Here is a 25714-nt window from a genome sequence, read left to right on the forward strand (position 1 = left end):
TGAGTGCGCACAATAACTAAAATAAACCGCAACTTTTTAGCTATAAATTTACTTGGGGGGTAGTCATTGTGAAAAAAGGTTTTTTGAAAACAGCTTTGTTAACGCTTTCTATTGTTGCACTCTCGGCCTGTAGTAACGGACAAAGCAATGGTGAAGTTGCCAATACGAATACTGGTGATAAAACTACCGGTGATAAAACGTACAGTTTGGCCTTTTTAACTAACACTCAGAACAATACTTTCCAGACAGCCATGAATGAAACGTACGAGAGATTAGCTAAAGAGAAAGGTTATAAATACACCATGCTGGACCCTGACTATGATCTTAACAAACAGATTAATCAGATGTCGGATGCAGCGAACCAAGGCTTTGATGCTGTATTTATCATCCCAGTTGATTCCGCGGGAATTCGCCAAGGGCTGGAGTCGATTCATGACAAGAATATCCCCATTTTTAATGTAGATACTGCTGTAATAGAAGAGGACAGAGACTTAGTGAACAGCATTATCGCTACGGATGCATTTATGGCGGGTCAACTTATGGGTGAACAAATGGTTAAGGATTATCCTGACGGCGCAAAAATTGCCATTCTTGATTTCCCTTCCAATGAAAGCTGTGTTCTTCGTGTAAACGGTTTCTTAGCGGGCCTTGGAGACAGCGCTTCCAAGTTTGAAATTGTTGCACAGCAAGATGGCAAAGCTTCACTGGATGCATCGCTGCCGATTGCTGAAGATATTATTCAGGCTAATGCTGATATTGATGCTTTCTTTGCCATCAATGATCCCTCTGCTCTAGGTGTCTCCGCTGCTATTTCTGCAAGCGGAAGAAATGATATTGGTGTATATTCTATCGATGCTTCTCCAGATGGCAAAGAGGCGATGATAGACGGCTCCTTCACCGCAGTTGCCGCTCAGGTTCCTATTCAAATTGCTGAAACATCCTTTAACATGGCCATTGAATATTTAGAAGGTAAGGAAGTTGACAAAGAAGTGTTATTGCCTTCTCACGTTGTAACTAAGGAAATGGCTGAAGAAACAGCTGGTCAGTGGCAATAAATTAAGGAAGGGTGTAAGCATAGGGATATGGATACCCCGTTCCTTGTGTCTACACCTTTTCCTTTCACTTCGGAGGTGAACCAGACGTGGCAGATACAGTATTGGAGATGCGCGGCATAGCCAAGAGCTTTGGCGCAACCCATGCTCTGAAAGGAATTGATTTTGAGCTTAAGGCCGGAGAGATTCATGCTTTGCTCGGTGAGAATGGTGCAGGTAAATCAACGCTAATAAAGGTGCTGGGCGGCATCCATAAACCGGATAAAGGTGAAATTCTGATCGATGGGGAACCAGCCGACATTGATAGTGTTCAAAGCGCTCGTTCTTACGGAATCGGTATTATTCATCAAGAGATTGTTCTCGTTCCGTATCTCAGCGTAGCTGAAAATATATTTTTAGGAAGAGAGCCTGTTACAAAATGGGGGTTTAAAGATAGCAAGCTGATTCAATCCGAAGCAAAGAGAATGCTTGAGCAGCTCGGCTTAAGGATTGATGTAGACACGCTTGTCGGAGATTTGACAGTAGCTCAACAACAGCTTGTTGAAATTGTGAAGGCCATTTCCTTTAACGTAAAAATTCTAGTTATGGACGAGCCTACTTCCTCGTTATCTGATGAAGAAGTCAATCATCTCTTTATGACAATGGAAAAACTGCGGCAACAAAATGTAGGCATCATTTATATTTCGCATAGACTTGAAGAATTGTTTAAAATGTCGGATCGCATTACGGTGATCAGAGATGGCGCTTATGTTGGAACTACGAAAACCAGTGATACGAATGCTGATAAATTAGTAGCCATGATGGTAGGTAGGGAACTGGAGAGCTTCTATACCAGAACATATTCGGTTCAAGATGATGTGGTGCTTCAAGTTAAGAATTTATCCAGGAATAAAGTGTTTGAGGGTGTCTCGTTTAAGGTACACAAAGGTGAAATTCTTGGTTTCTCCGGGCTGGTAGGTGCAGGACGCAGCGAGCTGATGCAGACTATCTTTGGCGCTTATCGGCATGATCGAGGCAGCATTTTCTTAAATGGTCAAGAGGTTCATTTTAAAAATTGCAGCCAAGCCATTGAACAAGGTATCGGGATGGTTCCGGAAGATCGCAAGGGGCAAGGTTTAGTATTAGGCAATTCTGTCGGGTTCAATATTACTCTATCGAATCTGAAGGATTTGATGCAGAATCCCATCATTGTGAGTGAGAGCAAGAGAGCTGATCAAATCAGTAAGTATTCTAAGGATTTGAATATTAAGGCTGCCTCGCCTGATATAGAAGTTTCTAGCTTATCCGGAGGTAATCAACAAAAGGTTGTTATAGCCAAGTGGTTGGCAATCAAGCCTAAATTGCTTATTTTGGACGAGCCTACAAGAGGGGTAGACGTTGGTGCAAGGGCTGAAATTTATGCTATCATCAACCAGCTTGCTAATGAGGGCCTGGCTATCATTATGGTTTCTTCAGATCTTCCTGAAATCATTAACATGTGTGACTCTGTTTGTGTAATGAGGAATGGTCAGCTAGTGGCGCAATTAGATCAAAACGATTTGAGTCAAGAAAATATTATGCGCTATGCAACAGGAGGTTAAGGAAACCTATGAAAACTAAAGCGGCGAGTGGTTTTACGTCCATGCTAAAAACTAATATGGGGATTATTTTCGTATTGTTAATCCTATGTATTATTCTATCTATTGTCTCACCCGTATTCTTAACGACAGATAATTTGATTTCTGTATTGCGGCAAGTATCCAATAACGTGTTTTTAGCTCTCGGGATGACGCTCATCATGATTCTTGGGGGGATTGACCTGTCCGTGGGGGCGATAGTTGCGGCTTCAGGTACTTTGACCGTAGGCTTCATTGTTAATAACGGAATGCCTATTCCAGTTGCTATATTGCTAGGGATTCTCATCGGGGTAATCCTGGGATTCTTTAACGGGGTCATCATTGCTCATTTTAAATTGCCTGCTTTTATCGTAACCTTGGCCACAATGAATATCGCTCAGGGTATTGCCTACATCTATAGTGGAGGACGCTCAGCACGTATTACGAACGATGCATATACCCTGATTGGCACAGGCAAGCTCTTTGGCTTTCTGCCCTTGCCGGTTGTGTATATGGTCATACTAACAATTATCTTCATCATCATTTTAAATAAAACTAGATTCGGAACGAATATATTTGCTATCGGTGGTAATAGAGAAGCTGCTCGCCTATCAGGGGTTCCAAGTAAAAAAGTAGAAATTGCTGTTTATACCATTGCCGGTTTACTGGCAGCCTTGGCGGGTATTGTACTCTCGGCAAGAATGTACTCCGGTCAACCTTCGGTTGGTTCAGGGTACGAAATGGATGCTATTGCGGCTTGTGTACTCGGCGGCGTATCTATGGCAGGTGGCAGAGGTAGAATTAGCGGCACGATCTTTGGTGTATTGATTATTGGGATTGTGAGTAACGGACTCAACCTGATGGGAGTAAGCTCATTTTGGCAGTTGCTGGTTAAAGGCTTGATCATCTTGATTGCCGTTCTGATTGATGCTCAAAAAGGGAAGAAGCTTCCGTTTTCTTTCAAGCTATATAAGTTGAACTAAAGAAAAGGCAAAACAAGTAAGCGAGAAAATGATTCTGAAGAAGCGGAGCGTTCGCCTTTGGGATGGGATTTCTACCTTATAAGAATTTATTGAATCAAAGAAATCTGTGAGCAACAGCGATCGTAAGAACATTTTCTCGTCTGCTTCTTTGTCTTAATCATAAGTTCAACTTATTTAGCCAAATAATCAAACATGAAGAGAGGTTAACATCTTGAACAACTTTAAATATAAATTTCAGATTATGCTAAATAATCCCGATCATTTGCCTAGAAGGAACGAACCGGTTATCACAAAGCTCAATTTCTCGGACGTTCGCGTTCATAAGGATAGCCTTGAGCTACATGATCATTCCGGGCACAAAATTCCCTTTCAAATTATAGATGAAATTTTGGAGGGGGAATACATCCAGGAAGCTTCCATCGTCTATATAGTAAGCAATATGGATCAGCTCGTTACATCGTATTGGCTCTATGCAGATAGTAAGCCAATAGATCGCCAAGAGAAGTTTAGTGGTATTGAGAAATTGGAAGTTGTACAAGCCGATGGCTTCCGAAGACTGGATACAGGTTATTACATTCTGGAGCTATGCTCAGGGACAGCAGATGGCACCTCGTATGGGAAATGGGGAATTCGCTATTTTGAAGCCAAAGCAGAGAAGAAAAATCTGATCAAGGATTATTCTAATGCGATTGGCGGATTTTATGGTCCCTTTTTCACTCCTAAAAACGGGTTGATTAACCCGCCAGAGCATACAAAAGTAGATTGTGTAGTTGAGGTTGAGGGGCCTATTTATTGCCGATATCGGATGAATGGAACGATTCCGGATGGATTGGATGATAATCTAAAGGGCAAAGCATTTTCGATTGTTTGGGAGTTCTTCTATAATACGCCTTGGTTTAGAAGAAAATATGACGTGGATGATTTTTCAACCGTTGTTGATGGCATCCCTGTTGTAAATAAAATTACCGTGGGTGATGAATTCGAGAGCGGGCAAGGAGAAAGAGTATTTACGTCCTTTGCTTCATATGGGGGAACCTACTATCGGGAAGGCGATTTGTACGCAAATATTTTATCTGATGGTGTGCATCGGTTGCTTGAAGAAGCGGATGAACAGGCAAGTCCAAATCTCAAGAAGTACAAGGATAGCATCGGAGATGATATTAATGCGGTCTCCTGGGATTATTTCTGGAGAATCTTCTGTGTACAAGAAGGCATACTGCCCTCAGATGAAATCAGAGAACATGTGAATGAGATCATTCCTGAATCCCATATGCGGGTTCATCAGAGTGAACGAAATAATCAAGTGTTGTTTAACAAGTTTGTAGATGTGAACAGTGCGCCAGAGCAGACCATTTTCCCGATGAGTGCTAATAAAACAGCAGAGCTTAACGAGGAAACAGGCTATGCTATGGTTTGGTATACAAGTGAAGTGGTAGCGCGTTATCAGATTGTACAAAGAAATGATTCCGGATGGGTTAACTGGGGAACCAACGGTGAGAATGAGCATCCTGAGCTGCCGACAGGCTCAACAATCTACACCGCCTACGGGCAGTTTGAGAACTGGGAGAACCAGGCGGACACCATGGAGAAAAATATTGACTCCAAGCAGGGCTTGGTTCAAATTTTAGCGGGTGAATAGCGGTGCTTTGAAGCCATGATATTGAATTATACGTTTTAAGCTCTAACAAATTAGCCTCCATCCTGCTTCCGGATGGAGGCTTTGCTGTATTTCTCAATAAAATTGCGCTAGGATTTGCTTCTTTTCTGCTGGACGGGTAATCTCCGGACCGAAGCAAGCACAGGATCTGCTGCTGTCGCTCCAAGGCTCCAGCGTAGAGGCATCCATTACGCCCTTGATTTGCCAGGTCAGGGCTTTGTCAAAGGACATGCCCGTGTTAAAGGCATGGATGTGATTAATCCAGATCGGTTCTTTAATGTTAATGAATTCACGCGGGATCTTCAGGGCATCCCGCCAGCTATACCTGAATTGCTTGATCGACAGGAACTCATCGACACTGTGGATGGTAGCCCCGTAGCTAGGCAGCCAGAAGAAGAATTTGCCTAATCGGTCCTGAACGGAGTCATAGATGTAACCGTATTGCGGAACCAATGCCAAAGTATCCTTCTTCGGTTTCAAGGCAAGAAGAGATCTAATAAAATTTCTATGATAGAGATCATCGCTGGATAGATAAATGCGGTAAAAGAAACGATGTCCTTGCAGAACTTGCGCCAGCGAAGTCTTATAACCAATAGGCGTTACGAAGTGGATATTGGCGGGTAAGGCCGGGTAGCGATTCAATGCGGCGTGAATGATTGGCTCCGTCTGGGGATCGTACAGAATGTAGCATTGAAAGGCTTGAACCGTCTGAAGTCGCAAGCTCTTCAAGGCATAGTTCATAAATAAAGCCATGCGGCCGTCAATCCATTTCTTGGTCAGGCGGTCTGGCGTGCCGCCCCAATTATTAAATTGGATTTCTATAATGGGTTTGATGGCTGGACGATTGTTCTCCACCATGGGATAGCCTCCTAATTACGAATTGGCATCAGAATGCTGATGTAGCATCATATGAATCAACCTCACTTCATGAAATAGACAGATTCATAGACCTTGCCAAATCAGGTCACTCTTAAGGTGGCGTTCAAGTAAAGCGCCCAACCGTGAACCGTTGACAGCAGGACCCTCGGCTTTGCATCGCTCTACCATACGGGTTGACAAAGTCGAGAAAAAGGTTTATTTTGTTATTAATAAATAGATAATATCAATAATTTACTAAGATAGAAAGCGGTGACCTTATGACTTTGCGCGATCGGGACGGCCTGACCGAAGAAGAGTTCTTGCAGCAGTATAATGCAGGGGACTATGAACGGCCCTCCGTAGCTACTGATATGGTGATCTTTACGGTGATGGATGATGAACGGGCCAATTATCGCAAGCTTCCTGAGAAGACGCTTCGGGTACTGTTGATTCAGCGTGGGGGTCACCCGTTCCTGGGCAAATGGGCCTTGCCGGGAGGGTTCGTTCGCCCTCACGAGACTACGGAGCAAGCGGCGGCCCGCGAGCTCCGGGAAGAGAGCGGCGTGGATGATGTGTATCTGGAGCAGCTATATACCTTCAGCGAGCCGGAGCGCGACCCGCGAACCTGGGTGATGAGCTGCGCCTATATGGCGCTGATCGATAGCAGTCAGGTGGCGCTGCAAGCGGGGGATGATGCGGATCGCGCCGCATGGTTCACGCTGAGCTACCAGTTGCTGAAGGAGCAGAAGGAGCTTCAGCAGGAGGCGGTTGTCCACTCCTGGCAATACGAATTGAAGCTGAGCACGGAGCAGGAATGCCTGACCGCAGTGGTTGAGCGAAGAGTGACGTTAACGGCATCGGCGACCCGGATGGAATATGTGATTTTGTCCAACGAGGGGTTGGCCTTCGATCATGCCAAAATTATTAGCACGGCAGTGGAACGGCTGCGGGGCAAGGTAGAGTATACGGGCATTGCTCTGCATCTGATGCCAAAGCTGTTCACACTGACAGCGCTGCAGCAGGTCTATGAGGTTATTCTTGGCAAGGAATTGCTGAAGGCGGCCTTCCGCCGCAAGGTGGCTCATCTTGTTGAAGAGACGGATCATTATACCGAGCATGCCGGTCATCGTCCGTCACGTTTGTACCGTAGAAATTGGGAGGGGATGCTGTGATGATTTACAGCTTGGATGCCTTGCGTCAGGCTTATCAGGCCGGGGAGAAATTTAAATTTTTGTTCTTTTGGGGGCATACGCCGCCCGCCGATGGAGGGATTAATCAGAGCTGCTTCAGCCAATGGTGGATGTGCTCCTTCGAGGTTGACGGCATCGCCTATTCTTGTACAGAACAGTATATGATGGCCGAGAAAGCGCGGTTGTTTGGCGACACGGAGATGTTGGAGGCGATTATGAAGTCAGGCCATCCCAAGGAAATGAAGGCGTTTGGCCGAGCTGTGCGGCACTTCGATCAGCAGGTGTGGGCGGAGCAATGTTATGACATTGTGAAGCGCGGGAATCTGGCCAAGTTCTCGCAGAATGCTGCACTTTGGGATTTTATGAAAACGACAAAAAATCGGATTTTAGTAGAAGCAAGTCCACGTGACCGCGTCTGGGGCATTGGTATGGGGAAGTCCAATCCGGATGCGGAGAATCCGCTGAAATGGCGAGGGAAAAACCAGTTGGGATTTGCCTTGACAGAGGTTCGGGACCACTTGCTGGAGATCTAAGGGAGAGTTATTAATGGAACGTAAAGAAATAGCAAAGCAAACAGTACAGATTATGGAGCAAGGGTTCTATGACTATGAAGGGAAAAGGGTGGATATCCAGGAAGCTCAACGCCATTCGGAGCAGGACAGCATTTTGATACGCCCTCAGGAAGCGGAAGCATTGCTGGAGAAATATCGGCGGCGGACAACGCTTGCCAACAGCTCCTTGCTGCGGCAGCGAGTGGCTAATATCGCTACCGTGCAGGCGATTCTGGAGTTGCATGAAGCCGGAGCGCAGCGGGTGGGCGTATTGAATTTCGCCAGTGCGAAGAACCCAGGCGGGGGATTTCTGAACGGAGCTATGGCCCAGGAGGAAAGTCTGGCTGCTTCCAGTGGATTATATGGCAGCTTGCTGCGGCATCCCGGTTACTATGAGGCCAACCGGGCCAACCGGTCGATGATGTATACACATCATGCCATTTACTCGCCAGAGGTTGTATTCTTTCGCAATGAGCGGTTTGACTTGCTGGCCGAGCCGGTAACCGCATCGGTGCTTACTCTGCCAGCGGTGAACTATGGGCAGGTGCTGCTAAAGGGCGAGTCCCCTGAGCAAGCTGCCACAGTCATGCAGGAGCGGATGCGTCTGGCCTTGACATTATTCGCTGAACAGGGACATCGTACTCTGGTGCTTGGCGCTTATGGCTGCGGTGTATTCCGCAACGACCCGCATCAAGTAGCGAGGTGGTGGAAGGAGTTGCTTGAGACGGAGGGATACGGGAGCTATTTTGATGAAATTGTCTATGCTGTGCTGGATCGATCGAAGCAAGCTGCTTGTATCTCGGCGTTTGAAGAGACGTTCCCGGCGGATTGAGGAAAGGAAAGAGGAGGGGACCGCATGATGCTTAGAGAGATTCAGGCTGACCTATTTGAAATGGAGGAGGCATACCATCTGGCGCATTGTATTTCCGCTGATGCCAAGATGGGGGCGGGAATTGCTGTACAGTTCAGACAGAGATTTGATCTGAACGCATTGCAGGAGCAGGCTCGGAGCCAGCCCTTGGAGATTGGTATCTGCTATGCGGTGGGTCGGACACTGAATTTGGTGACCAAGGATAAATACTGGCATAAACCCACTTATGGGACTTTAAATGCTTCCTTGGCTTCCATGAAATCGGTATGTGAAGCGGAGGGGATAACCAAGCTAGCAATGCCGCAAATCGGTTGCGGGCTGGACCGGCTGAAGTGGAATAAAGTGAAGCCAATGATTCAAGAAGTATTCGAGGGAACGGGTATTGAAATTGTCGTTTGCTCGTTGTAAGGAGGAAGCTGAAATGCAGCAGCCAGTATGACAGCCAACTCAACCGGATTCCCTTTCACGACTTCGAACAAAGCGTTTAGTTCATCACTCGTATAATAGCTCCCGATTTCTTGAGCCGCTTGACCTTATTGTCTGCGGGGGTCGAAGGGAGCATGTCCATTACAAAAGCATAAATAAGCATTCTGCTTTGTAAAGGAAAATGTTTATAAAGTAGCACTGAAAGCGAGCAGGCCTCCCTTCTTGCCTACGTCAAAGACAGAAGGGCGAGGCCGCGCTCGCTTTGCTTATGAATATACTTAGATAATCTCGATGTACCCTTCAGTGCCATGCACGCGAATTCGTTGCCCATCCTTGATCAGCCTGGTAGCATTCTCCACTCCCACGACGGCTGGCAAGCCATATTCTCGTGCGATCACTGCTCCATGCGTCATCAGTCCCCCCACCTCGGTAACCAGGCCTTTTATGGATACAAATAATGGTGTCCAGCCTGGGTCCGTAAAGGAGGTGACTAATATATCCCCATCCTCCAGTTCAGCATCCTCCATGTGCAGAATTACGCGTGCGCGGCCCTCGACCACTCCGGAGGATACGGCTAGTCCTGCTATAGCTTCGACAGGGAGATGCTCTCGCTGATACTTCCCTACAATGATCTCACCATCGGATGTGAGCACACGAGGTGGTGTCAGCTTATCGTATAATTTGTAGTCGTCTTTGCGTTGGCTGATGATCTGGTAGTCGAGTTCATGGGTGCGCACGACTTCATGAAGCTCCTTGAAGCTGAGATAGTAAATATCCGCTGCTTCATGGATCACGCCAGCTTGAACGAGTCGTTCGGCTTCCTTCAGTAAAGCCTGCTTATACACGAAGTAGCGAGTTACTATGCCGTATTTTGGATATTCCCGGTAGCCAATGAAATTCCGGATGAGGTTGATCATTCGTTTGGTTTCTTTGGCCTTCTGGTCACCATTTGGTAATTGCTTTAATCGATCGATTAACTCTTGTTCTTTGTCCAAAGCTTCCTGGCGGCCTTGCTCAAACTTCCGTGTACCCTCATTAGGCTCGAAGTTCTTGATGTTGCCAACAATCATAGGAACCAGTGTAATGGGTTTCTCGCTCCAGCGAGCTCTCGTGATATCGATTTCCCCGGTACATCGCATTCCATATTTGCGGAGATAATCATAGATCGCGCTCTGGGTCTCCTGCCCGCCGTTGAACTTAAGCAGTTCATCCAGAAAGTTATCATCTTTCGTATGCTGTAAATATTCAATCACTTCTGGATAAGGGCGAATGACATCCGCGACATCCAACAGCGCCAGACCCATTTCTGAAGTAATATTGTGAGGTACAGATTGAGAAAGCGTATCTGCAGCGTTTTTTTCACCTAACCATTCGTTCATATTCTCGTTGATCCATGCTGAGGCATGGATGGCAGCCATAAACACAGCCGTACTTTGTGGATCAAACAGGATCTTCTTTAATTCCTGGACATCCTCCAGAATAAAATCACACACGTCCACTCCCGATTTTCCCTGGATGCGTTGCTGCAGCTCTTCAATTGATGCTTGACTACGCTGAATCAGCTCCGTAACAATTGATGGATTGTTCTCGAAGGGAGCCTGCACATCTGTATTATTTTCGTTCGGAATGGATTTTGTCTGAACAACTGCCTGATTTGTCGGTGCTGTTGGGTCACTTGGTAACAAGGGTATAAAGTCTCGCTCTATGATGGTCATGAGTGCGCCTTTTATGAGCGGATCGGACCCCAGAGCATTTAATAAGGCTTCCCGTCCGACAGGAGTAGCCAGACTGGACGCAACATCAACAAATAACCTCCCACCAGCTGTCCGCATAGGTGCAGGAGTAATTAACAGATAAAAAGACAATCCCAATGGCTTGATGGGATCGGTCATCATTTGCTGATGTCCCACAGATACGTATACATGATTGTCTTGATCATCCACCACAGGGATCGGGAATAGCGTAGTAATTGGCCGACTCTGCACAATGTAAAACTCATGATCCGCCAAGCACCATTCGATGTCCTGTGGGCTGCCAAAATAAGCTTCGATCTGTCTGCCTATGCGTGCCAGCCGCACAATCTCTTCCTCCGTAAGTGTCTGCGCATGCTGCTGTGCAGGATCGAGCTGGCGGGTCTCCGTCCCGCCTTCCTTTCGTCCATAGATGGCGAGCTTCTTGCTTGCGACTCGCTTATCGACAACCTTCTCATCCTGTACCTTATAGCCATCGGCAGATACCAATCCAGAGACCAAGGCTTCCCCAAGTCCAAAGCTCGCATCGATGGATAGCAGCTTGCGGTTCGACGTTATTGGATCAGCGGTGAACATAATACCTGAAGCCTGCGGGAACACTATTCTCTGCACAATGACGGATAAATACACTTGGCTATGGTCAAAGCCATTTTGCATACGGTAGATAATAGCGCGATCCGTGAATAGAGAAGCCCAGCATTTGCTGATATGCTCTAAGATGGACTTTTGCCCAATAACATTCAAGTATGTGTCGTGCTGTCCGGCAAAGGAAGCATGTGGTAAGTCTTCAGCCGTCGCGCTAGATCGTACAGCATAAGCGTGTTCATCACCGAGTAAGGAGAGATGATGGGCAACAGCGTCTACCACAGCGAAAGGAATTTCTGCTTCCATAATGGTATGCCGAATCTTGCGGCTGATGTCGTTAATGTGATCTTGATCCGCTACAGTTAGCAGCGCTAATTGTTCCAGCAATGCCTGAAGTGTTGTGTTGCGCTCAATGGCCATTTGGTAGCCTGTCGTTGTCACGCAAAAGCCCTCTGGCACTTGTATTCCTTGAATTTTTGACAATTCACCCAGGTTCAGCCCCTTCCCGCCGACGAGCAAGAGCTGCGTTGTGTCCATTTCCTTGAAACCAAGAACCATAGCATCCATTCTCAATCTCTCCTAACCCTTAGTGTGTGAAAAAAACATTTGACAAGAATCCAATGGCATGGTAAATTAAATATATAAAATACGTTAACTATGCTTTCTGATATATGAAATGCGTGAATTGATCATATCATTATGTTCGTTTATATGCAATACGAAAGAACCTGATCATTACGATTCAGGTTCTTTTTTGGTCTTTATTACTTCTGATAACGATTGCTGTCCTTAAAGAAGTAAATTCCGTTCCTTTGGAGCGGTTTTCTTTTTGTTGTGAGCTATTGTTCCATTCCTTTGTGTGTCTGGTCCGCGATACCGCGAAGAACCAATCGGGACTTCAACGTTGCCGCCCAATTATCAAAAAAGTTCAGTCCCAGCTTTTGCAGCATATACATCCCGTTGATGCTTGCGTAGGCTCATTTCCTGATTCATGCCCTGAAAAACCAGATGATTTCCGTCATAGGTGCGGGGACGAATCGTGTTGAATTAGTCATTGTAAATGGAGGTTCCCCCCGCAACCTAAAGGGGGATACCGCTCATAATCCGGCTGCGGGTTGCCATACTAAAGCCTTTAATGATTCGCCTGGCTTCCTCATCATTACCTGCTTTCAGCGCTTCCAGAATGGAAAGGTTCAGATGATTGGCCGAATAGTGCTTTACATAGGGTGTTTTTAAATAATTGATATAGGCGGCCATCGCCAGCTTGTCGCAGTAACCCTCCATCACATCAAGCATGGCTCGATTGTTGATCGACGAAATGACCGCTTTAAAAAACAACATGGAGTTTTTCATATAAGACAGATAATCATCCGCTTTTTCTGCCTCCATTTGCTTCTGCACAAACTCATCCAGCTTCTCGAAGTTCATCTGGATGCTCAGCTCCTTGGTCATGTCCAAGGCGTAGGCCAGCATTGCCAACGTCGTTTCAAACATATCCATCATTTCCTTGCTGGATATTTCTTTCACCAGAACGCCCCGGTTTTTAAGCGATAGAACAAAACCTTCCGCTTCCAGGAGGGTAATGGCGTTACGGACCGGTGTACGGCTCATCTGCAGCTCTTCGGCCAGCTCATTCTCGGACAGCATAGTTCCTGGCATCAGGTGGCCCTCCACAATCCGCTCCTTGAGAACTTTGTAGGCTGTATGGACAAGCGATTGGGACTTCATAGCGAAAATTCCTTTCCAAAGAGAATGAAAATCGGATTTGAACAAGTGCATCCTCATCTTATCAATCAAACTTTTCTGTTCGCAACCCTATAAACAGTTTAACAAAACTTATTATTTACGAAAATATGAACTTTACATTCAAGTTGTATTCTAGTTGCATACAAGTTTGAAAGGGGTTGTGGTGTGTTGGTAAAAGGAAAGTGGGTTATGGCGCTGTTCATTTCGGCCATGCTGTTGGCGTTGGCGGGTTGCGGAGGTAAAGAAGAAGGGGCAAGCGGCGGCGATGGGCCGGAAGGTTGGCCATCCGTGCTGCGCGTCGGCAGCATGCCGATGGAGGACGGAGAAATGAGCCGTACGGCGGATCAATTTTCCAAAGATTTAGGAGAGTATCTGGGCATTAAGGTAGAGACGTTTCAAGGCGAGGATTACAACATGATGATCGAGGCGATGCGGTCGAAAAAGATCGACCTGACGACCTATGGTCCTTTCGGTTACATTATCGCGGTAGAGCGCAGCGATGCCAAGTTGCTGGCCTCGATGGGCAACGGCCCCGGTTCGGAAGGGACTAGCGTGATCATCGTGCCGAAGGATTCCCCGGTTCAGACCGTGCAGGACTTGAAAGGGAAGGACTTCCTGTTTGCCGATCCGGCTTCGACGACCGGGCATTTGTACCCGCGGGCCACTTTGATGAAGCTGCTTGGGCTTAAAAACGATGAAGTTCCGGAGTTTTTCGGGAACGTCTCTTTTTCCGGCGGGCATGACAAGTCATTGCTGGCGATCGCTAACGGGGACGCTGATGCGGCGGCCACCTGCAGCCAGTGCATCCAGATGTTCGCAGATTCCGGGCTGTTTAATGCTGAGGATATCCGCGTGATCGCCGAGTCCGATCCGATTAAAGGCGGAGGAGCACTCGCATATCGCGGTGATTTGCCGCAGGATTTGGTGGACAAGATGCGCGAGTTCGCTTTGGGTTACTCGGAGAAGCATCCGGAATATTTCGAGGCGCTGGGGGCTAAAGGCTTCTTCTCCGCGGAGGATTCCGATTTTGACGGCGTGCGCGAAGTAGCGGAAATGCTGGAGATGTCTCCGACGGAAATGCTGAGCCAATAATGCAATAAAAATAACGAACCTTAAAGAGACGGAGGAATTGGAAAAAATGCCATTGCTGCAGGTGGAAGGTTTGCAGAAAGTTTACGCGGACGGAACAGTGGGGCTGAGCGGGATCGATATCCAGGTCGAGTCGGGCGAATTTGTCGTGGTCATCGGGCCGAGCGGAGCGGGCAAAAGCACGCTCCTCCGCTGCCTGAACCGGATTGTGGAGCCGACGTCGGGGAGTATCCTGTTTCAGGGTGAACAAACCGTAGGGTCCGGCGGTCGGAAGTTGAGACGGCTACGCCGGGAAATCAGCATGATTTTCCAGGGTTTCAATCTGGTAAATCGCGTGTCCGTCTTGACCAATGTCCTCCACGGCCGGCTCGGGTATATGAGCAGTTGGCAGGGGGCGTTGGGATTGTTCTCCAAGCGGGATGTTCAGGAGGCTGAGCGCCTGCTCGAGCGTGTTGGTCTGGGGGAGCAAATCTATAAGCGAGCCGATGAGCTTAGCGGTGGCCAGCAGCAGCGGGTCGGCATCGCCCGGGCGCTAGCCCAGCGGCCGAAGCTGATTTTGGCCGACGAACCGATCGCCAGCCTGGATCCGGCTTCCTCCGAGACGGTGATGGGCAGCTTGCACCGGTTCTGCAAGGAGGACGGAATCGCTTGCCTGTGCAATCTGCATCAGGTCGATATGGCCCGCAAGTACGCTACCCGCATCATTGGTATTCATAAGGGAACGAAAATTTTTGATGGGACGCCGGAGGAGTTGACGGATGACATGATTGCCAAAATTTATGCCCGGGAACCCAAGGAAGCCGCATTTAGCCAGCCGGAACCCCGGAAGGCGGCGGAGGCGGTCGTATGAGGCGTGATCATCGTGGCTTGCGCCATATCCGGGAAGCCAAGCGCAATCAGACGATTTTGTTTGTCATCTTGCTGATCGGGCTCACCGTATGGTCGGCGATTGGTACGAGCTTCAATCCCGTGGCGCTGTGGGGCGGTATTGGCAATGTAACGAGGTTTCTGTTTGTCGATTTGCTGCCGCCGAATACCTCCAAGTTTCCCGGACTGATTGACCCGGCGCTTGATACGATCTATATGAGCTTCGTCGCTATGATCCTCGGTTCACTCATCGCCGGTGTTCTGGCGCTGTTCGCGGCGGCCACAACCTCACCGAATTCCGCGCTGCGCGTGCTGATTCGCGGTTTTTCCGCTTTGCTGCGCAATATCCCGGTGATTATCTGGACGATTCTGTTCGTCGCTTCTTTCGGGCTGGGCAATCTGGTGGGCCTGCTGTCCCTGCTGCTCGTCTCGGTCGGCATGCTCGTACGCTGTTATGCCGATTCGCTAGAGGAGATCGACATGGGCCAGGTCGAGGCGCTGCGGGCCACCGGCGCCGGCTATTGGGCCGTCTTGACGCAAGCTGTGCTGCCGCAATTTCTGCCCAGCTTTATCGGCTGGTCGCTGTTCAATCTGGAGATTAACGTACGGGCTTCAACCATCGTCGGCATGGTCGGCGGAGGCGGATTAGGTTTTGCGATTCAATCTGGCATCAAGCTGTTTCAATACAAGGAAGTCAGCATGGCGATTATTCTTGTGCTGATTATTGTTCTAGGCACGGAATTTCTGACGAGCCGGGTCAGAAGGAGGTTGATCTGATTGAACGAGCATGTGGCAAACGTTAAGGCTGTAAGCGAGCGATTGCGGCAGGCCAAACGGCAGGCGACCGGGCGAAAGCTGGTGTTCGCCGGTTATGGAGCGATTGCGGCCGCCTTTTTCGTATTTTGCCTGATCCAGCTTGATCTCGATTACGGTCGGCTGCTGGAAGGGGCGGTGAAATTCGCCAACACGGCAAGCAAAATGTTCCCTCCGGACGTTTCACAATGGAACTACGTGCTGTCCGCAGCGATAGAATCCGTTCAGGTGGCCTTACTAGGCACGGTATTGGCGATTGTCGTCGCTTTTTTTCTCGCCTTTCTGGCTGCCGACAACATTTCACCTCATCCTGCGGTGGCCTGGCTTGTACGCTTCGTTGCCTCCTTGCTGCGCGCGATTCCTACGCTGGTGTGGGCGCTTGTCTTTATTGTGGCGGTCGGCATGGGGCCGTTGCCTGGGGTGCTGGCGATTATGATGGGGGCGATCGGCAGCCTGATCAAAGTGTTCGCCCAGTCGCTGGAGGAAGTGGATGAGGGCGTGATCGATGCGCTACAGGCCACAGGCGCGGGCTGGTTTGCAGTCGTTTTGCAAGGAGTGCTGCCCTGCGCGTTGTCGGCGCTGCTGGCATGGTGCGTTATGAGGTTTGAGGGGGATCTGGCGGAATCGACCATCCTGGGCGCGGTGGGCGCCGGCGGTATCGGCTTCGAGCTGGCCCACGCAATGCGGAGCTATAAGTTTGATCAGGCGTTATTCGTCGGTTTTGTCATTTTTGCCATGGTGTTCAGCGTCGAGCTCATTTCCAATCGTTTGAAGCTTAGTCTCCGTAAAAAATCGTAGCAATAACTTGAACTACCTTTGTAATGGGAAGGAGCTATTTTATGATTAGAAAAATGGAACCAGCCGCCGCCTTGCGGGATGAGCGGGTCAGACTGGAGCGGATGATATCAGGGGAATTGCACTTGTCCTGGCTGGGGGAAGAAGTGAACCGGCCGGTGCACATTTATTGGAGCCCGTTGCCGATATTCGCGGAGTCGGAAGCCAGGCTGATCGCGGAAGCCGCAGGCCCGTTTGCGCACAGCTTTTCCGATCCGCAGCCGGAAGGACGAGGTTACTTTCATATCCAACTGGGTGATGAAATGCTGCCGCCGGTGGCGGAGCGGATCGTTCCGCTAGGAAGTGTTCCGAATTTCCGGGACATGGGCGGTTATGCGGGGGCCGACGGCCGCCGCGTGCAGTGGGGAAAGCTGTACCGTTCTGCGGAGCTTGCCCGCATGACGGAGCGGGACATTCAATATGCTCGCAGTCTGGGCATCGTCTGGATTTGCGACCTGCGCACGCCGAGGGAAGTCCAACGGTATCCCAGTCCACGCATCGGCGGAGAGCTGACCGAGAATCTCTCCTTCATGGCCTCGACCGATCCCGAAGAGATGTTTGCCGCCAGCGTGACGGGGGATATGCTCGCTGATGCAAATCGGCAGATGGTTGGCAATACGGAGCTGGCGGCCCATTTCCTGCGCCGGCTGCTCGATCAGCAAGGAGCGCCGATTCTCTTCCACTGCGCGGCGGGCAAGGACCGCACCGGCTTTATCGGCTCGCTTATCTTGCAGGCGCTTGGCGCCTGCCGCGAGGATATCTTGAACGATTATGCGCTGACGAACCGGTTCTCGGAGCGTCTGAACGTCGAAACCAGCAATGGAGGCGACCCGGCGTGGGCGACAAAGATGAAGGAATTACCGGAGGATGTGCGGTTCGCCCTGATGGAAGCCAGGCCTGCCTATCTACAAGCCGCATTTGACGAGATCGACCGTAAGTACGGAGATTTTGAAACGTATTGGACGCGCGGCCTGGGCCTGAGCCTGGAAGAGCTTCGTCAGCTTCGCGATGATTATCTGCAATAGCAAGGATTGAAGAATTGTATTCCTCTGCTTATTCCGGTATCTGTGGAGTCCATGGGAAGGAAAATGGTTAGGGAATGATCTGTGAATACGTAAAAAGTACAAATTAAGCCTGAAGGAGTCTTCCAAATCGGAAAGGCTCTTTTTATATTTACAGATTTTTAGCATGCGGTCATATTTTCTTTCTATGGCCTCTTCCAAATGGATAAATATAAAAAACATTTCAACCGGTTGAAATGTTTTTTATCGTCGCTTATAATAAGCTTATCAAGTTTGATGAAAACACTTACATTTTAAGAAAACGGGAGGAATGCAGCATGGAATTCTGGCAACAGAGTCGTCGGGAAGACGGCATCTCTTATACAAGCCGGGGGAAGAAACGGATGAAAGCAACGCGGGTCATGAAGGGCATCTTACTGTTTTTTTGTTTATCGATTCTGTTAGTCGGGTGCGGAAGTCGCTCTGCTGACAGCTCTAATGACAAGACGTTAACGTTATTAGTCGAAGGCGGCGGACCTGCATTTGAAGTGGCGAGCAAAACCGCAGCCCAGTTTGAGGAACAGACAGGCTATAAAATCAAGATCGATTCCGTTCCTTATAGCGGGGTATACGATAAGCTAAAGGCTGAAATTGACGCAAAAAAATCAACGCACGATGTAGCCATTATTGATGTCTTATGGTTTCCTTCATTGGCGAAGGGACTGGAGCCATTAGGCGATGTGCTGACGGCAGAGCAGATGAATGACTTTTTACCTCAATTGAATGAAAGCGCTACGATAAACGAAGAGCTATTGGGAATTCCGACCTGGACCAATTCTAAAATTTTGCTCTATCGAAAGGATTTGTTTGAGGATCCGAAGAATCAGGCGGATTTTAAACAAGAATTCGGCTATGACTTGAAAGCACCAGCGAATTGGCATGAATATGCCGACGTTGCCAAATTCTTCACCAAGGATGGGATGTACGGCGTGTCTGTGTTCGGACAGACAGGCGGCGATGCGGTCAGCAGCTGGCTCGATCATGTGACTCAAGCGGGCGTTGATTCCTTGATCCTGGATGAAAATGGCGAGGTGAATATCACCGGGGAGCCGTATGTACAAGCGCTCGCCTTTTTGCAGAATCTAGTCCAAGAACAGGTTGTTCCTGAGGACTATCTGTCCATTGCGAGCAGCGAAACTGCCGAGCTGTTTAATAACGGCAAACTGGCGATGCAGCTTGCATGGGGACACTTTTATCTTTCCTCGGATCAAGCGCTGCCCGGACAGGTTGGGGCTGCGCCGATGATTGCCGGAGCAGATGGTGTTGGCGCGGTGCCAGGGCCTTGGTACCAAGTCGTCTTGAAGGATTCGCCGAAGAAGGACATTGCCGCGCAATATATCAAGTTTATGTATGAACAGAACGAGCTGTATATGGAATCGTTAGGAGTTGCAGCCCGGAAGTCCGTCTTTGACAAATATAAGGATAATCCGCAATACGCGCATGTGAAGGCCATTGAAGCGACACTTAACGGAGCGCAAACGCAGAACAGACCACAGATTGCCCAGTGGAGCCAAATTGAGAATGAAGTTCTCTCTCCGATGCTGCAAAAGGTGCTGTCCGGCAGCGACCCGGCTACTGAATTAGATTTGGCCAAAAAGCAAATCGAAGAAATTTTAGGCAGATAGAAACCAGGGTGGTGCGTGCTAACGTGCCACCTAAGAAAGGAGCCTGACAGGGCACATGTTTACGATAACTAAAGCCTCTCCCCCTAAAAAAAAGCCTCGGCAACGAGTATCTTCGACCATTGATCGGAAAACATTGCTGTTGTTTTTTTTGCCAGCAGCTATTTTTATGTTCCTGTTCTTGTTGTATCCGTTATTTATGCTCGTGTTCGACAGTTTCTTTATGACGGACGATGTTGGGGCACGTACTTTTGCAGGGGGCGATAATTACCTTCGTGCCATAGAATCAGCTTCGTTCTGGAACTCGTTCAAGAATACAGCCATTTATGTGCTGCTGGCCGTAGGTCTTGAAACGGTGCTTGGCTTGACCCTGGCGATTGTCTTTACGCACAAATATCGCGGGTTCCGGTTCTTGCGCACCTTGATTTTGTCGCCATTAATGATTGCGCCGCTGGTGGCCGGCTTGATCTGGAAGTTCATGCTGAGCAATCAGTTCGGGATTATTAATACGTTATTTGCCAAGCTGGGGTTGATTGAATCCACTAGCAGCATACTGTGGCTGGCTGATCCTAACCTTTCACTCCTGTCATGTATCATTGCGGATGTCTGGCTGACCACCCCATTTATGATGTTGATGTTTCTGGCAGGGATTCAAGGTGTGCCGGACAGCCTGTATGAAGCGGCGCAAATCGAAGGAGCGAGCCGTTCGCAAATGATTTTCAAGATTATCATTCCGAATATTAAACCGATTCTTATGAGTGCGCTGATCGTGCGTATTATCGATGCTGCGCGTTCCTTCGATATCATCTGGGTCATGACGCAGGGGGGGCCTGTTAATTCATCGGAGCTCTTGAGCGTGCATATTTACAAGATGCTGCAACGTTACGGTGACGTAGGGTATGCGAGCGCGATGGCCGTGATCTTCATTGTGCTGCTGGTAGGCATTACCTTGCTATCCATGCGAAAAGTTAAAGAATAGGGAGGCGATTCCATTGTTTGCAGAACGACTCGGGCGAAATGGAAGAGACAATATCTGGATCTTGATCATGTACGGGGCAGCAGCCTTGTTTTTGATGCTCTTTATCTTTCCATACTTATATATGCTGCTGTCCTCTTTCAAACCGTCCAACGAAGTCATTTCCACGTCGCCGACCTTCTTTCCCAAGGTATTATCGATCGAGAATTATATTCAGTTGTCGCAATATACGGGAATGGGGCAATTCTTTCTTAACAGTATAGTGGCAGCGACAGCGGGAACGTTGATCTGCCTGATCCTGGGGTCCATGGCTTCGTATGCGATTTCCCGAACTGCGGCATCGAAATTAAGCGGGTTCTTTCTGGTGCTTGTCCTGTGCCTGAAGATGATTCCGATGTCCAGTATTGCGGTTCCCATTTATGCCCTGATTCAAAAATTCGGTTTCTATGATTATCTGCCTGCTCTGGTCGTGGTGTATGCAGCCGTCAATATGCCCTTTGTATTGTGGATGATGATCAGCTTTTTCAAAGCAATTCCCATCGATATGGATGAAGCAGCTTCCATTGACGGGGCTTCGCCGCTGGTGAGCTTCCGCAAGGTCATTTTGCCGATCACCATCCCGGGGATCATCTCGACAGGGATCTTCACCTTTTTGTTGGCGTGGAACGATTTTCTGCTGGCGCTTTTGCTGACAAGCAGCTCAGCCAAGACCGTCCCCGTCGCGCTATCGGAATTTTTGACGGCCTATAATCTGGATCTGGGACCGATGACGGCGGCAGCTACTTTATTCAGCTTCCCGGTCATCATCATCTCGTTCTTTTTGCAGAAATATCTGGTCTCTGGCATGCTGGCCGGGTCCGTGAAAGAATAATACAACAATGTCGGAGGGATCAGCTTGGAATTGCATGAGCAAAGAATTGCCGAAGCTACAATTTATCTAAATCAGCACCGGGATAAAATCAGTCAAGGCACGTATCGCCAAAATTATCATTTTTGTACACCTGTGGGTTGGTTGAATGATCCAAATGGCTTCATTCACTATCGCGGGGAGTATCATTTATTTTATCAATTTAATCCGTACACCCCTTATTGGGGCGCCATGCATTGGGGCCATGTCAAAAGTAAAGACCTGATCCGCTGGGAGCACCTCCCGGTAGCTCTGGCGCCAAGCGAGCCTTATGACGATCATGAACAGGGCGGTTGCTTCTCAGGGACCGCGATCGAGAAGGACGGCCGACTGTATCTCTTCTATACCGGCACGGTCGAACGGGAAGGGCAGGTCATTCAGACTCAATGTCTGGCGACCAGTGAGGACGGGGTGAAGTTTACGAAGTATGCGGGCAATCCGATTATCGAAGCGGATTATCCGGGGGTGACGCCTGAGAACTTCCGCGATCCGAAGGTATGGGAGCAGAATGGCCGGTATCATATGATTGTCGGTACGAGTATTTCGGGGAAAGGAAACGCCTTGCACTATACCTCGGATAATCTGCTCGATTGGGAGCTTTCGGGTCCATTTGTTGATTATCAAGGCGATTATGGCACGATGTGGGAATGTCCCGATTTCTTTCAGATCGATGGTCAAGCGGTTCTTCTGATTTCGCCAATGGGGCTCGGCGACAAGACCACGCTGTACATGATTGGAACCTTTGACGCTGGAACCGGGAAGTTCAGGGTGGAATCCGAGGAAGTGATTGATCACGGGTTTGACTTTTACGCCCCGCAAACCACCACAGACCCACAAGGTCGGCGAATTATGATCGCTTGGCAAAATGGATGGAGCTGGATGTCATGGTGGAAAGATTTTGGCCCGACATCAGAGATAGACCAGTGGTGCGGGGCGATGAGCTTGCCCAGGGAAGTGACTTTGACAGGCTCTGAATTAAGCTTCAGACCGGTGGAGGAAATCACGCAATATATGAAAAATCAATATCGGTTTCAGGACATCTTTGTCTGGAAGGAAGCGCGCTTGTTGACTGCGGAAATAACGGAGAGCTTTATGCTAAGACTTGATCGAACGGAGCTTCAGGGAACTTTAACGTTGACCATCCAGAATGAGCAGGGGGCTGCCGACCGGATTGTCTGCTCTCCAACGCGCGTAGACTACTTCAGTGATAATAACCCGTTTGGAAAATCAGGCAGATTTATGACGGTTGCTGACAATGAACCGTTAATTTTGTACGCCGATACTTGCAGCCTGGAGATTTTTGGAGTGGAATCAGGTAAAATATTCTCTGTAAATAGCTTCATGAAAAAAGGCAAGCGAATAATTACGGTGATGAGCGATGCTCCAAACACAATCAAAAACTTAGATATTCGTGAAATACGTAATTAATTGGCTGCAAGATGAGAAAGGGTGCTCAATCGTGGCAAATATTGGTGACGTGGCAAAAAAAGCGGGGGTTTCCATCAATACGGTATCCCGGTATTTGAACAATAAAGGATATATTTCCGCAAAGACAAGAGCTACGATCCAACAGGCTATTGATGAGTTGAATTATATACCTAATCAAGTCGCACGTAATCTATTCAAGAACAAAACTGATTTGATCGGCCTCGTGATTCCGGATGTAAAGCATCCCTTTTTCTCGACGATCACGGCATTTCTTGAGAATGAACTGGATGCCAGAAACTTGAAAATGATTTTGTGCAATACGGTAAATTCAAGTGAAAAAGAAAAAGGCTACATTAAGATGCTGCAAGAGAATAAAGTGGACGGCATTATTATCGGCAGTCACTCCATCGATATTGATTATTCAAATATCAAAGCACCAATCGTATCTCTGGACCGTTATCTGGACCCGGAAATTCCGACTGTATCAGCGGATCACGATAAAGGGGGGCGGCTTGCTGCTCATGCCCTGATCAAGGCGGGCTGCAACAATGTTCTGCAAATTGCCGGGTATTCACAGGTAGACACGCCATCCAATAAGCGTTACCGCTCCTTTGAAGCTGAAATGAAGCGCCATCAAATTCCGTGCGCAACCTACGAACTCGCCTGGAATCAATTTGATTTATCCAGCTATATTGAGGTGGCGGATGAAATACTGACAAAGTACCCGGACATCGACGGGATCTTCTCGGTAGATATGGTGATCATTGCAATACTTAGACAAGCCTTGAAGCGGGGCATTGAGGTTCCACAAGCCTTGAGATTGGTTGGATACGATGGAACCTATATGTCGCAGATGACGTATCCTTCCTTTGCCAGCGTCGTTCAGCCTTACGAGGAATTGGCCAAGAAAGCCGTCGAGCTTCTGGTCGAGCTGATAGACAAAAAGGAAGTTGAGCAATTGATTTATGAATTGGATGTTCAGCTAACGGAAGAACCATGACAGGAGGAAGAGCAATGCTGCTGGGTAAAAATTATTATGACATTACAGAGTGGTCTGTTGGTAATCCATATGAGGATGTTGGCGAAGTCATCAACAGCATCATCGCAGACATTAAAAGCAGACAGACGGCTGCCGATGTGAATCAGGGCGGGAAGCCGGGGGCGGTTATCTATATTCCGCCAGGCGATTACCATCTTCGCACGCAGGTCGTAATCGACATCAGTTATCTTAAAATTATGGGGGCTGGACACGGTTTTACTTCCTCAAGCATTCGCTTCAATACTCCTGAGGCGGAATATGCGGATTTACACGAATTATGGCCGGGCGGAAGCCGCATCCTGGTAGACCTTCCTCCGGCAGTGAATGACGAGGAATCTAAAGGCGCTGCCTTTTATGTTGAACGAAGCGGCAATCCGCGAATAAGCTCCGTCGAGTTCGCTGACTTTTGTATTGATGGTCTGCACTTTGTTGCCGATGGTTCAGGAATAGACAACCCGGAAAATACGTACACGAACGGAAAGACGGGAATTTATGTGGCAAGCGCGTGTGATTCATTTCGGATTTCAGGCATGGGGTTGGTGTATTTAGAGCATGGCCTTACGATTTATCATGCAGATGCACTGAGCATCCATGATAATTTCATAGCTGAATGCGGCAATTGCATCGAGCTGCGAGGTTGGGGACAGGCTTCCAAAATCACCGACAACCTGATTGGCGCCGGGTTTAAGGGCTATTCCATTTATGCGCAGAATTTTGGTGGACTTTTGATTACAGCTAATAATATCTTTCCACGGGGCGCCAGCAGTGTTTATTTTGAGGGTGTAACCCGTTCCAGCATCACCAATAACAGACTTCACTCCTTTTATCCGGGCATGGTGGTATTTGCGGGGAATTGCTCCGAAAACCTGATTGCTTCCAATCATTTTTTGCGCGATCATGAGCCATGGACTCCTTTTCTGGGCATTGACAACGGTTTGGAGGACTTATATGGTCTTGTAAATATCAACGGCAACCATAATTCGGTCATGGCCAACCACTTTTCCGAGGTTATCAATACGCAGCACATCAAGCCGGCAGGGGCAACACCTGTGATTATACGTATCGCTTCAGGCCGTGGAAATTATATTGCCAATAACCATGTGGTGGCTACGGAGGTTCAGGCCCAAGCAAGTGATTCGTGCTTCTCGGCGCAGGTTGATGCCTTGCTGAATACGGAAGCCTCCAAGCCACTTGCGATCACGACAGTGTGGGTAGAAAAGGCTGCGGAGCAAAATACGATTCTCGATTCAGGAAGTGATGCACAGGTTGTGATAGACAGAACAGTAAATGCTTTTAGAGCTACGCCCGCTCCAGGAGTATAAACAAGCATCAGCTGAATAAGGGTTCAAAATGGAAAGCGCCTTGCCGTAATGGCAGGGTGTTTTTTATGACTTTTTTGGCGTACTCCAAACGGGATTGATTCGTTATTACGTTTAGTGATATATTTTTTTTATTACAGTAAACGTAATACGTGGGAGTTGGTATTTATCAGAGACAATATTAAAGGAGGGGCACTGACGGAGACCACCTTCCTTGTCCTGTTAGCGGTGTATAAGCCGAAGCATGGCTATGGCATCATGCAATTTATTGAAGAGGCCACCAAGGGACGGGTGATCTTAGGGGCAGGGACCTTATACGGTGCTCTCAATACCCTTGTGAAAAAAGCATGGATTGCCCCTTTCGGACATGACGCGGACGGGAAGAAAAAGGAATACCTGATCACCGAGCTTGGGAAACAGAAGGTGGAGAAGGAACTACAGCGTCTAAGAGAGGTTATGCAATTAGCTTCGACCGTAATGAAGGAGGGATAGAA

23 protein-coding genes are annotated in these 25714 nt (G+C 48.3%); 20 read left to right on the forward strand and 3 right to left on the reverse strand.

The window, feature by feature from the left end:
• The first annotated feature begins 68 nt into the window (after positions 1-68).
• From C557_RS0104080 to C557_RS0104095, 4 genes are all read left to right on the forward strand, one after another.
• A complete protein-coding gene (locus tag C557_RS0104080; protein ID WP_018750552.1) occupies positions 69-1055 on the forward strand; it encodes a sugar ABC transporter substrate-binding protein in 987 nt (328 codons plus the stop codon).
• Positions 1056-1141: 86 nt separating this feature from the next.
• Positions 1142-2632, forward strand: a complete 1491-nt coding sequence (locus C557_RS0104085) for a sugar ABC transporter ATP-binding protein (protein WP_018750553.1) — start codon at positions 1142-1144, stop codon at positions 2630-2632.
• Between the two features lie 8 nt (positions 2633-2640).
• Positions 2641-3630 (forward strand): ABC transporter permease, encoded by a 990-nt coding sequence (locus C557_RS0104090; RefSeq protein ID WP_018750554.1) that lies wholly within the window; start codon positions 2641-2643, stop codon positions 3628-3630.
• 211 nt (positions 3631-3841) lie between these two features.
• Positions 3842-5269, forward strand: coding sequence for a hypothetical protein (locus tag C557_RS0104095; protein ID WP_018750555.1), 1428 nt, complete (start codon positions 3842-3844; stop codon positions 5267-5269).
• Positions 5270-5362: 93 nt separating this feature from the next.
• Here C557_RS0104095 and C557_RS0104100 read toward each other — a convergent pair whose 3' ends face one another.
• Positions 5363-6145 carry a glycosyltransferase gene (locus tag C557_RS0104100; protein WP_018750556.1) on the reverse strand — a complete coding sequence of 261 codons (783 nt, stop codon included), beginning with the start codon at positions 6143-6145 and terminating at the stop codon, positions 5363-5365.
• A gap of 278 nt (positions 6146-6423) precedes the next feature.
• On the opposite strand from C557_RS0104100, the gene C557_RS0104105 reads away from it, so the two are divergent.
• Genes C557_RS0104105 through C557_RS0104120 form a run of 4 tightly spaced genes read left to right on the forward strand, consistent with a single transcriptional unit; the run spans position 6424 to position 9165 of the window.
• Complete coding sequence (locus C557_RS0104105) at positions 6424-7317, forward strand: NUDIX hydrolase (RefSeq protein ID WP_018750557.1); 894 nt, start codon at positions 6424-6426, stop codon at positions 7315-7317.
• Positions 7317-7868 (forward strand): NADAR family protein, encoded by a 552-nt coding sequence (locus tag C557_RS0104110; RefSeq protein ID WP_018750558.1) that lies wholly within the window; start codon positions 7317-7319, stop codon positions 7866-7868. The genes C557_RS0104105 and C557_RS0104110 overlap by 1 nt, the downstream gene beginning before the upstream one ends.
• Before the next feature lie 13 nt (positions 7869-7881).
• A complete protein-coding gene (locus tag C557_RS0104115; RefSeq protein WP_018750559.1) occupies positions 7882-8718 on the forward strand; it encodes a TIGR02452 family protein in 837 nt (278 codons plus the stop codon).
• 24 nt (positions 8719-8742) lie between these two features.
• Complete coding sequence (locus C557_RS0104120) at positions 8743-9165, forward strand: macro domain-containing protein (RefSeq protein ID WP_018750560.1); 423 nt, start codon at positions 8743-8745, stop codon at positions 9163-9165.
• Positions 9166-9461: 296 nt separating this feature from the next.
• Here the strand turns inward: C557_RS0104120 and ppsA are convergent, their stop codons facing one another.
• Complete coding sequence (gene ppsA, locus C557_RS0104125; RefSeq protein WP_018750561.1) at positions 9462-12086, reverse strand: phosphoenolpyruvate synthase; 2625 nt, start codon at positions 12084-12086, stop codon at positions 9462-9464.
• A 513-nt stretch (positions 12087-12599) separates the two neighbouring features.
• Positions 12600-13247 carry a GntR family transcriptional regulator gene (locus C557_RS0104135; RefSeq protein ID WP_018750563.1) on the reverse strand — a complete coding sequence of 216 codons (648 nt, stop codon included), beginning with the start codon at positions 13245-13247 and terminating at the stop codon, positions 12600-12602.
• Between the two features lie 183 nt (positions 13248-13430).
• Here C557_RS0104135 and C557_RS0104140 point away from each other — a divergent pair, with 183 nt between their 5' ends.
• The 12 genes from C557_RS0104140 to C557_RS0104195 all read left to right on the forward strand — a co-directional run bounded on the left by C557_RS0104140 (position 13431) and on the right by C557_RS0104195 (position 25712).
• Positions 13431-14357 (forward strand): phosphate/phosphite/phosphonate ABC transporter substrate-binding protein, encoded by a 927-nt coding sequence (locus C557_RS0104140; RefSeq protein WP_154656136.1) that lies wholly within the window; start codon positions 13431-13433, stop codon positions 14355-14357.
• 46 nt (positions 14358-14403) lie between these two features.
• Complete coding sequence (gene phnC, locus C557_RS22890; protein ID WP_018750565.1) at positions 14404-15204, forward strand: phosphonate ABC transporter ATP-binding protein; 801 nt, start codon at positions 14404-14406, stop codon at positions 15202-15204.
• Positions 15201-15998 (forward strand): phosphonate ABC transporter, permease protein PhnE, encoded by a 798-nt coding sequence (gene phnE / locus C557_RS0104150; RefSeq protein WP_018750566.1) that lies wholly within the window; start codon positions 15201-15203, stop codon positions 15996-15998. The genes phnC and phnE (C557_RS0104150) overlap by 4 nt, the downstream gene beginning before the upstream one ends.
• Positions 15999-16832, forward strand: a complete 834-nt coding sequence (phnE, locus tag C557_RS0104155) for a phosphonate ABC transporter, permease protein PhnE (RefSeq protein ID WP_018750567.1) — start codon at positions 15999-16001, stop codon at positions 16830-16832.
• 41 nt (positions 16833-16873) lie between these two features.
• On the forward strand, positions 16874-17893 hold the full coding sequence (locus C557_RS22895; RefSeq protein ID WP_018750568.1) for a tyrosine-protein phosphatase: 1020 nt from the start codon (positions 16874-16876) through the stop codon (positions 17891-17893).
• Positions 17894-18207: 314 nt separating this feature from the next.
• Positions 18208-19554: an ABC transporter substrate-binding protein gene (locus C557_RS0104165; RefSeq protein ID WP_018750569.1), complete on the forward strand. Its 1347-nt coding sequence runs from the start codon at positions 18208-18210 to the stop codon at positions 19552-19554.
• 55 nt (positions 19555-19609) lie between these two features.
• Positions 19610-20530: a carbohydrate ABC transporter permease gene (locus C557_RS0104170; protein ID WP_018750570.1), complete on the forward strand. Its 921-nt coding sequence runs from the start codon at positions 19610-19612 to the stop codon at positions 20528-20530.
• A 13-nt stretch (positions 20531-20543) separates the two neighbouring features.
• A complete protein-coding gene (locus C557_RS0104175; protein WP_018750571.1) occupies positions 20544-21398 on the forward strand; it encodes a carbohydrate ABC transporter permease in 855 nt (284 codons plus the stop codon).
• 24 nt (positions 21399-21422) lie between these two features.
• Positions 21423-22862 carry a glycoside hydrolase family 32 protein gene (locus tag C557_RS22900; RefSeq protein ID WP_018750572.1) on the forward strand — a complete coding sequence of 480 codons (1440 nt, stop codon included), beginning with the start codon at positions 21423-21425 and terminating at the stop codon, positions 22860-22862.
• 31 nt (positions 22863-22893) lie between these two features.
• Positions 22894-23862 (forward strand): LacI family DNA-binding transcriptional regulator, encoded by a 969-nt coding sequence (locus C557_RS0104185; protein WP_018750573.1) that lies wholly within the window; start codon positions 22894-22896, stop codon positions 23860-23862.
• Positions 23863-23879: 17 nt separating this feature from the next.
• Positions 23880-25223: a NosD domain-containing protein gene (locus C557_RS0104190; RefSeq protein WP_085979047.1), complete on the forward strand. Its 1344-nt coding sequence runs from the start codon at positions 23880-23882 to the stop codon at positions 25221-25223.
• 156 nt (positions 25224-25379) lie between these two features.
• Entirely contained in the window at positions 25380-25712 is a 333-nt protein-coding gene (locus tag C557_RS0104195) for a PadR family transcriptional regulator (RefSeq protein ID WP_018750575.1), read from the forward strand.
• Positions 25713-25714 lie beyond the last annotated feature (2 nt).

The organism is Paenibacillus sanguinis 2301083 = DSM 16941 (assembly GCF_000374825.1).
In the GTDB taxonomy this organism is placed as follows: Bacteria; Bacillota; Bacilli; order Paenibacillales; family Paenibacillaceae; genus Fontibacillus; species Fontibacillus sanguinis.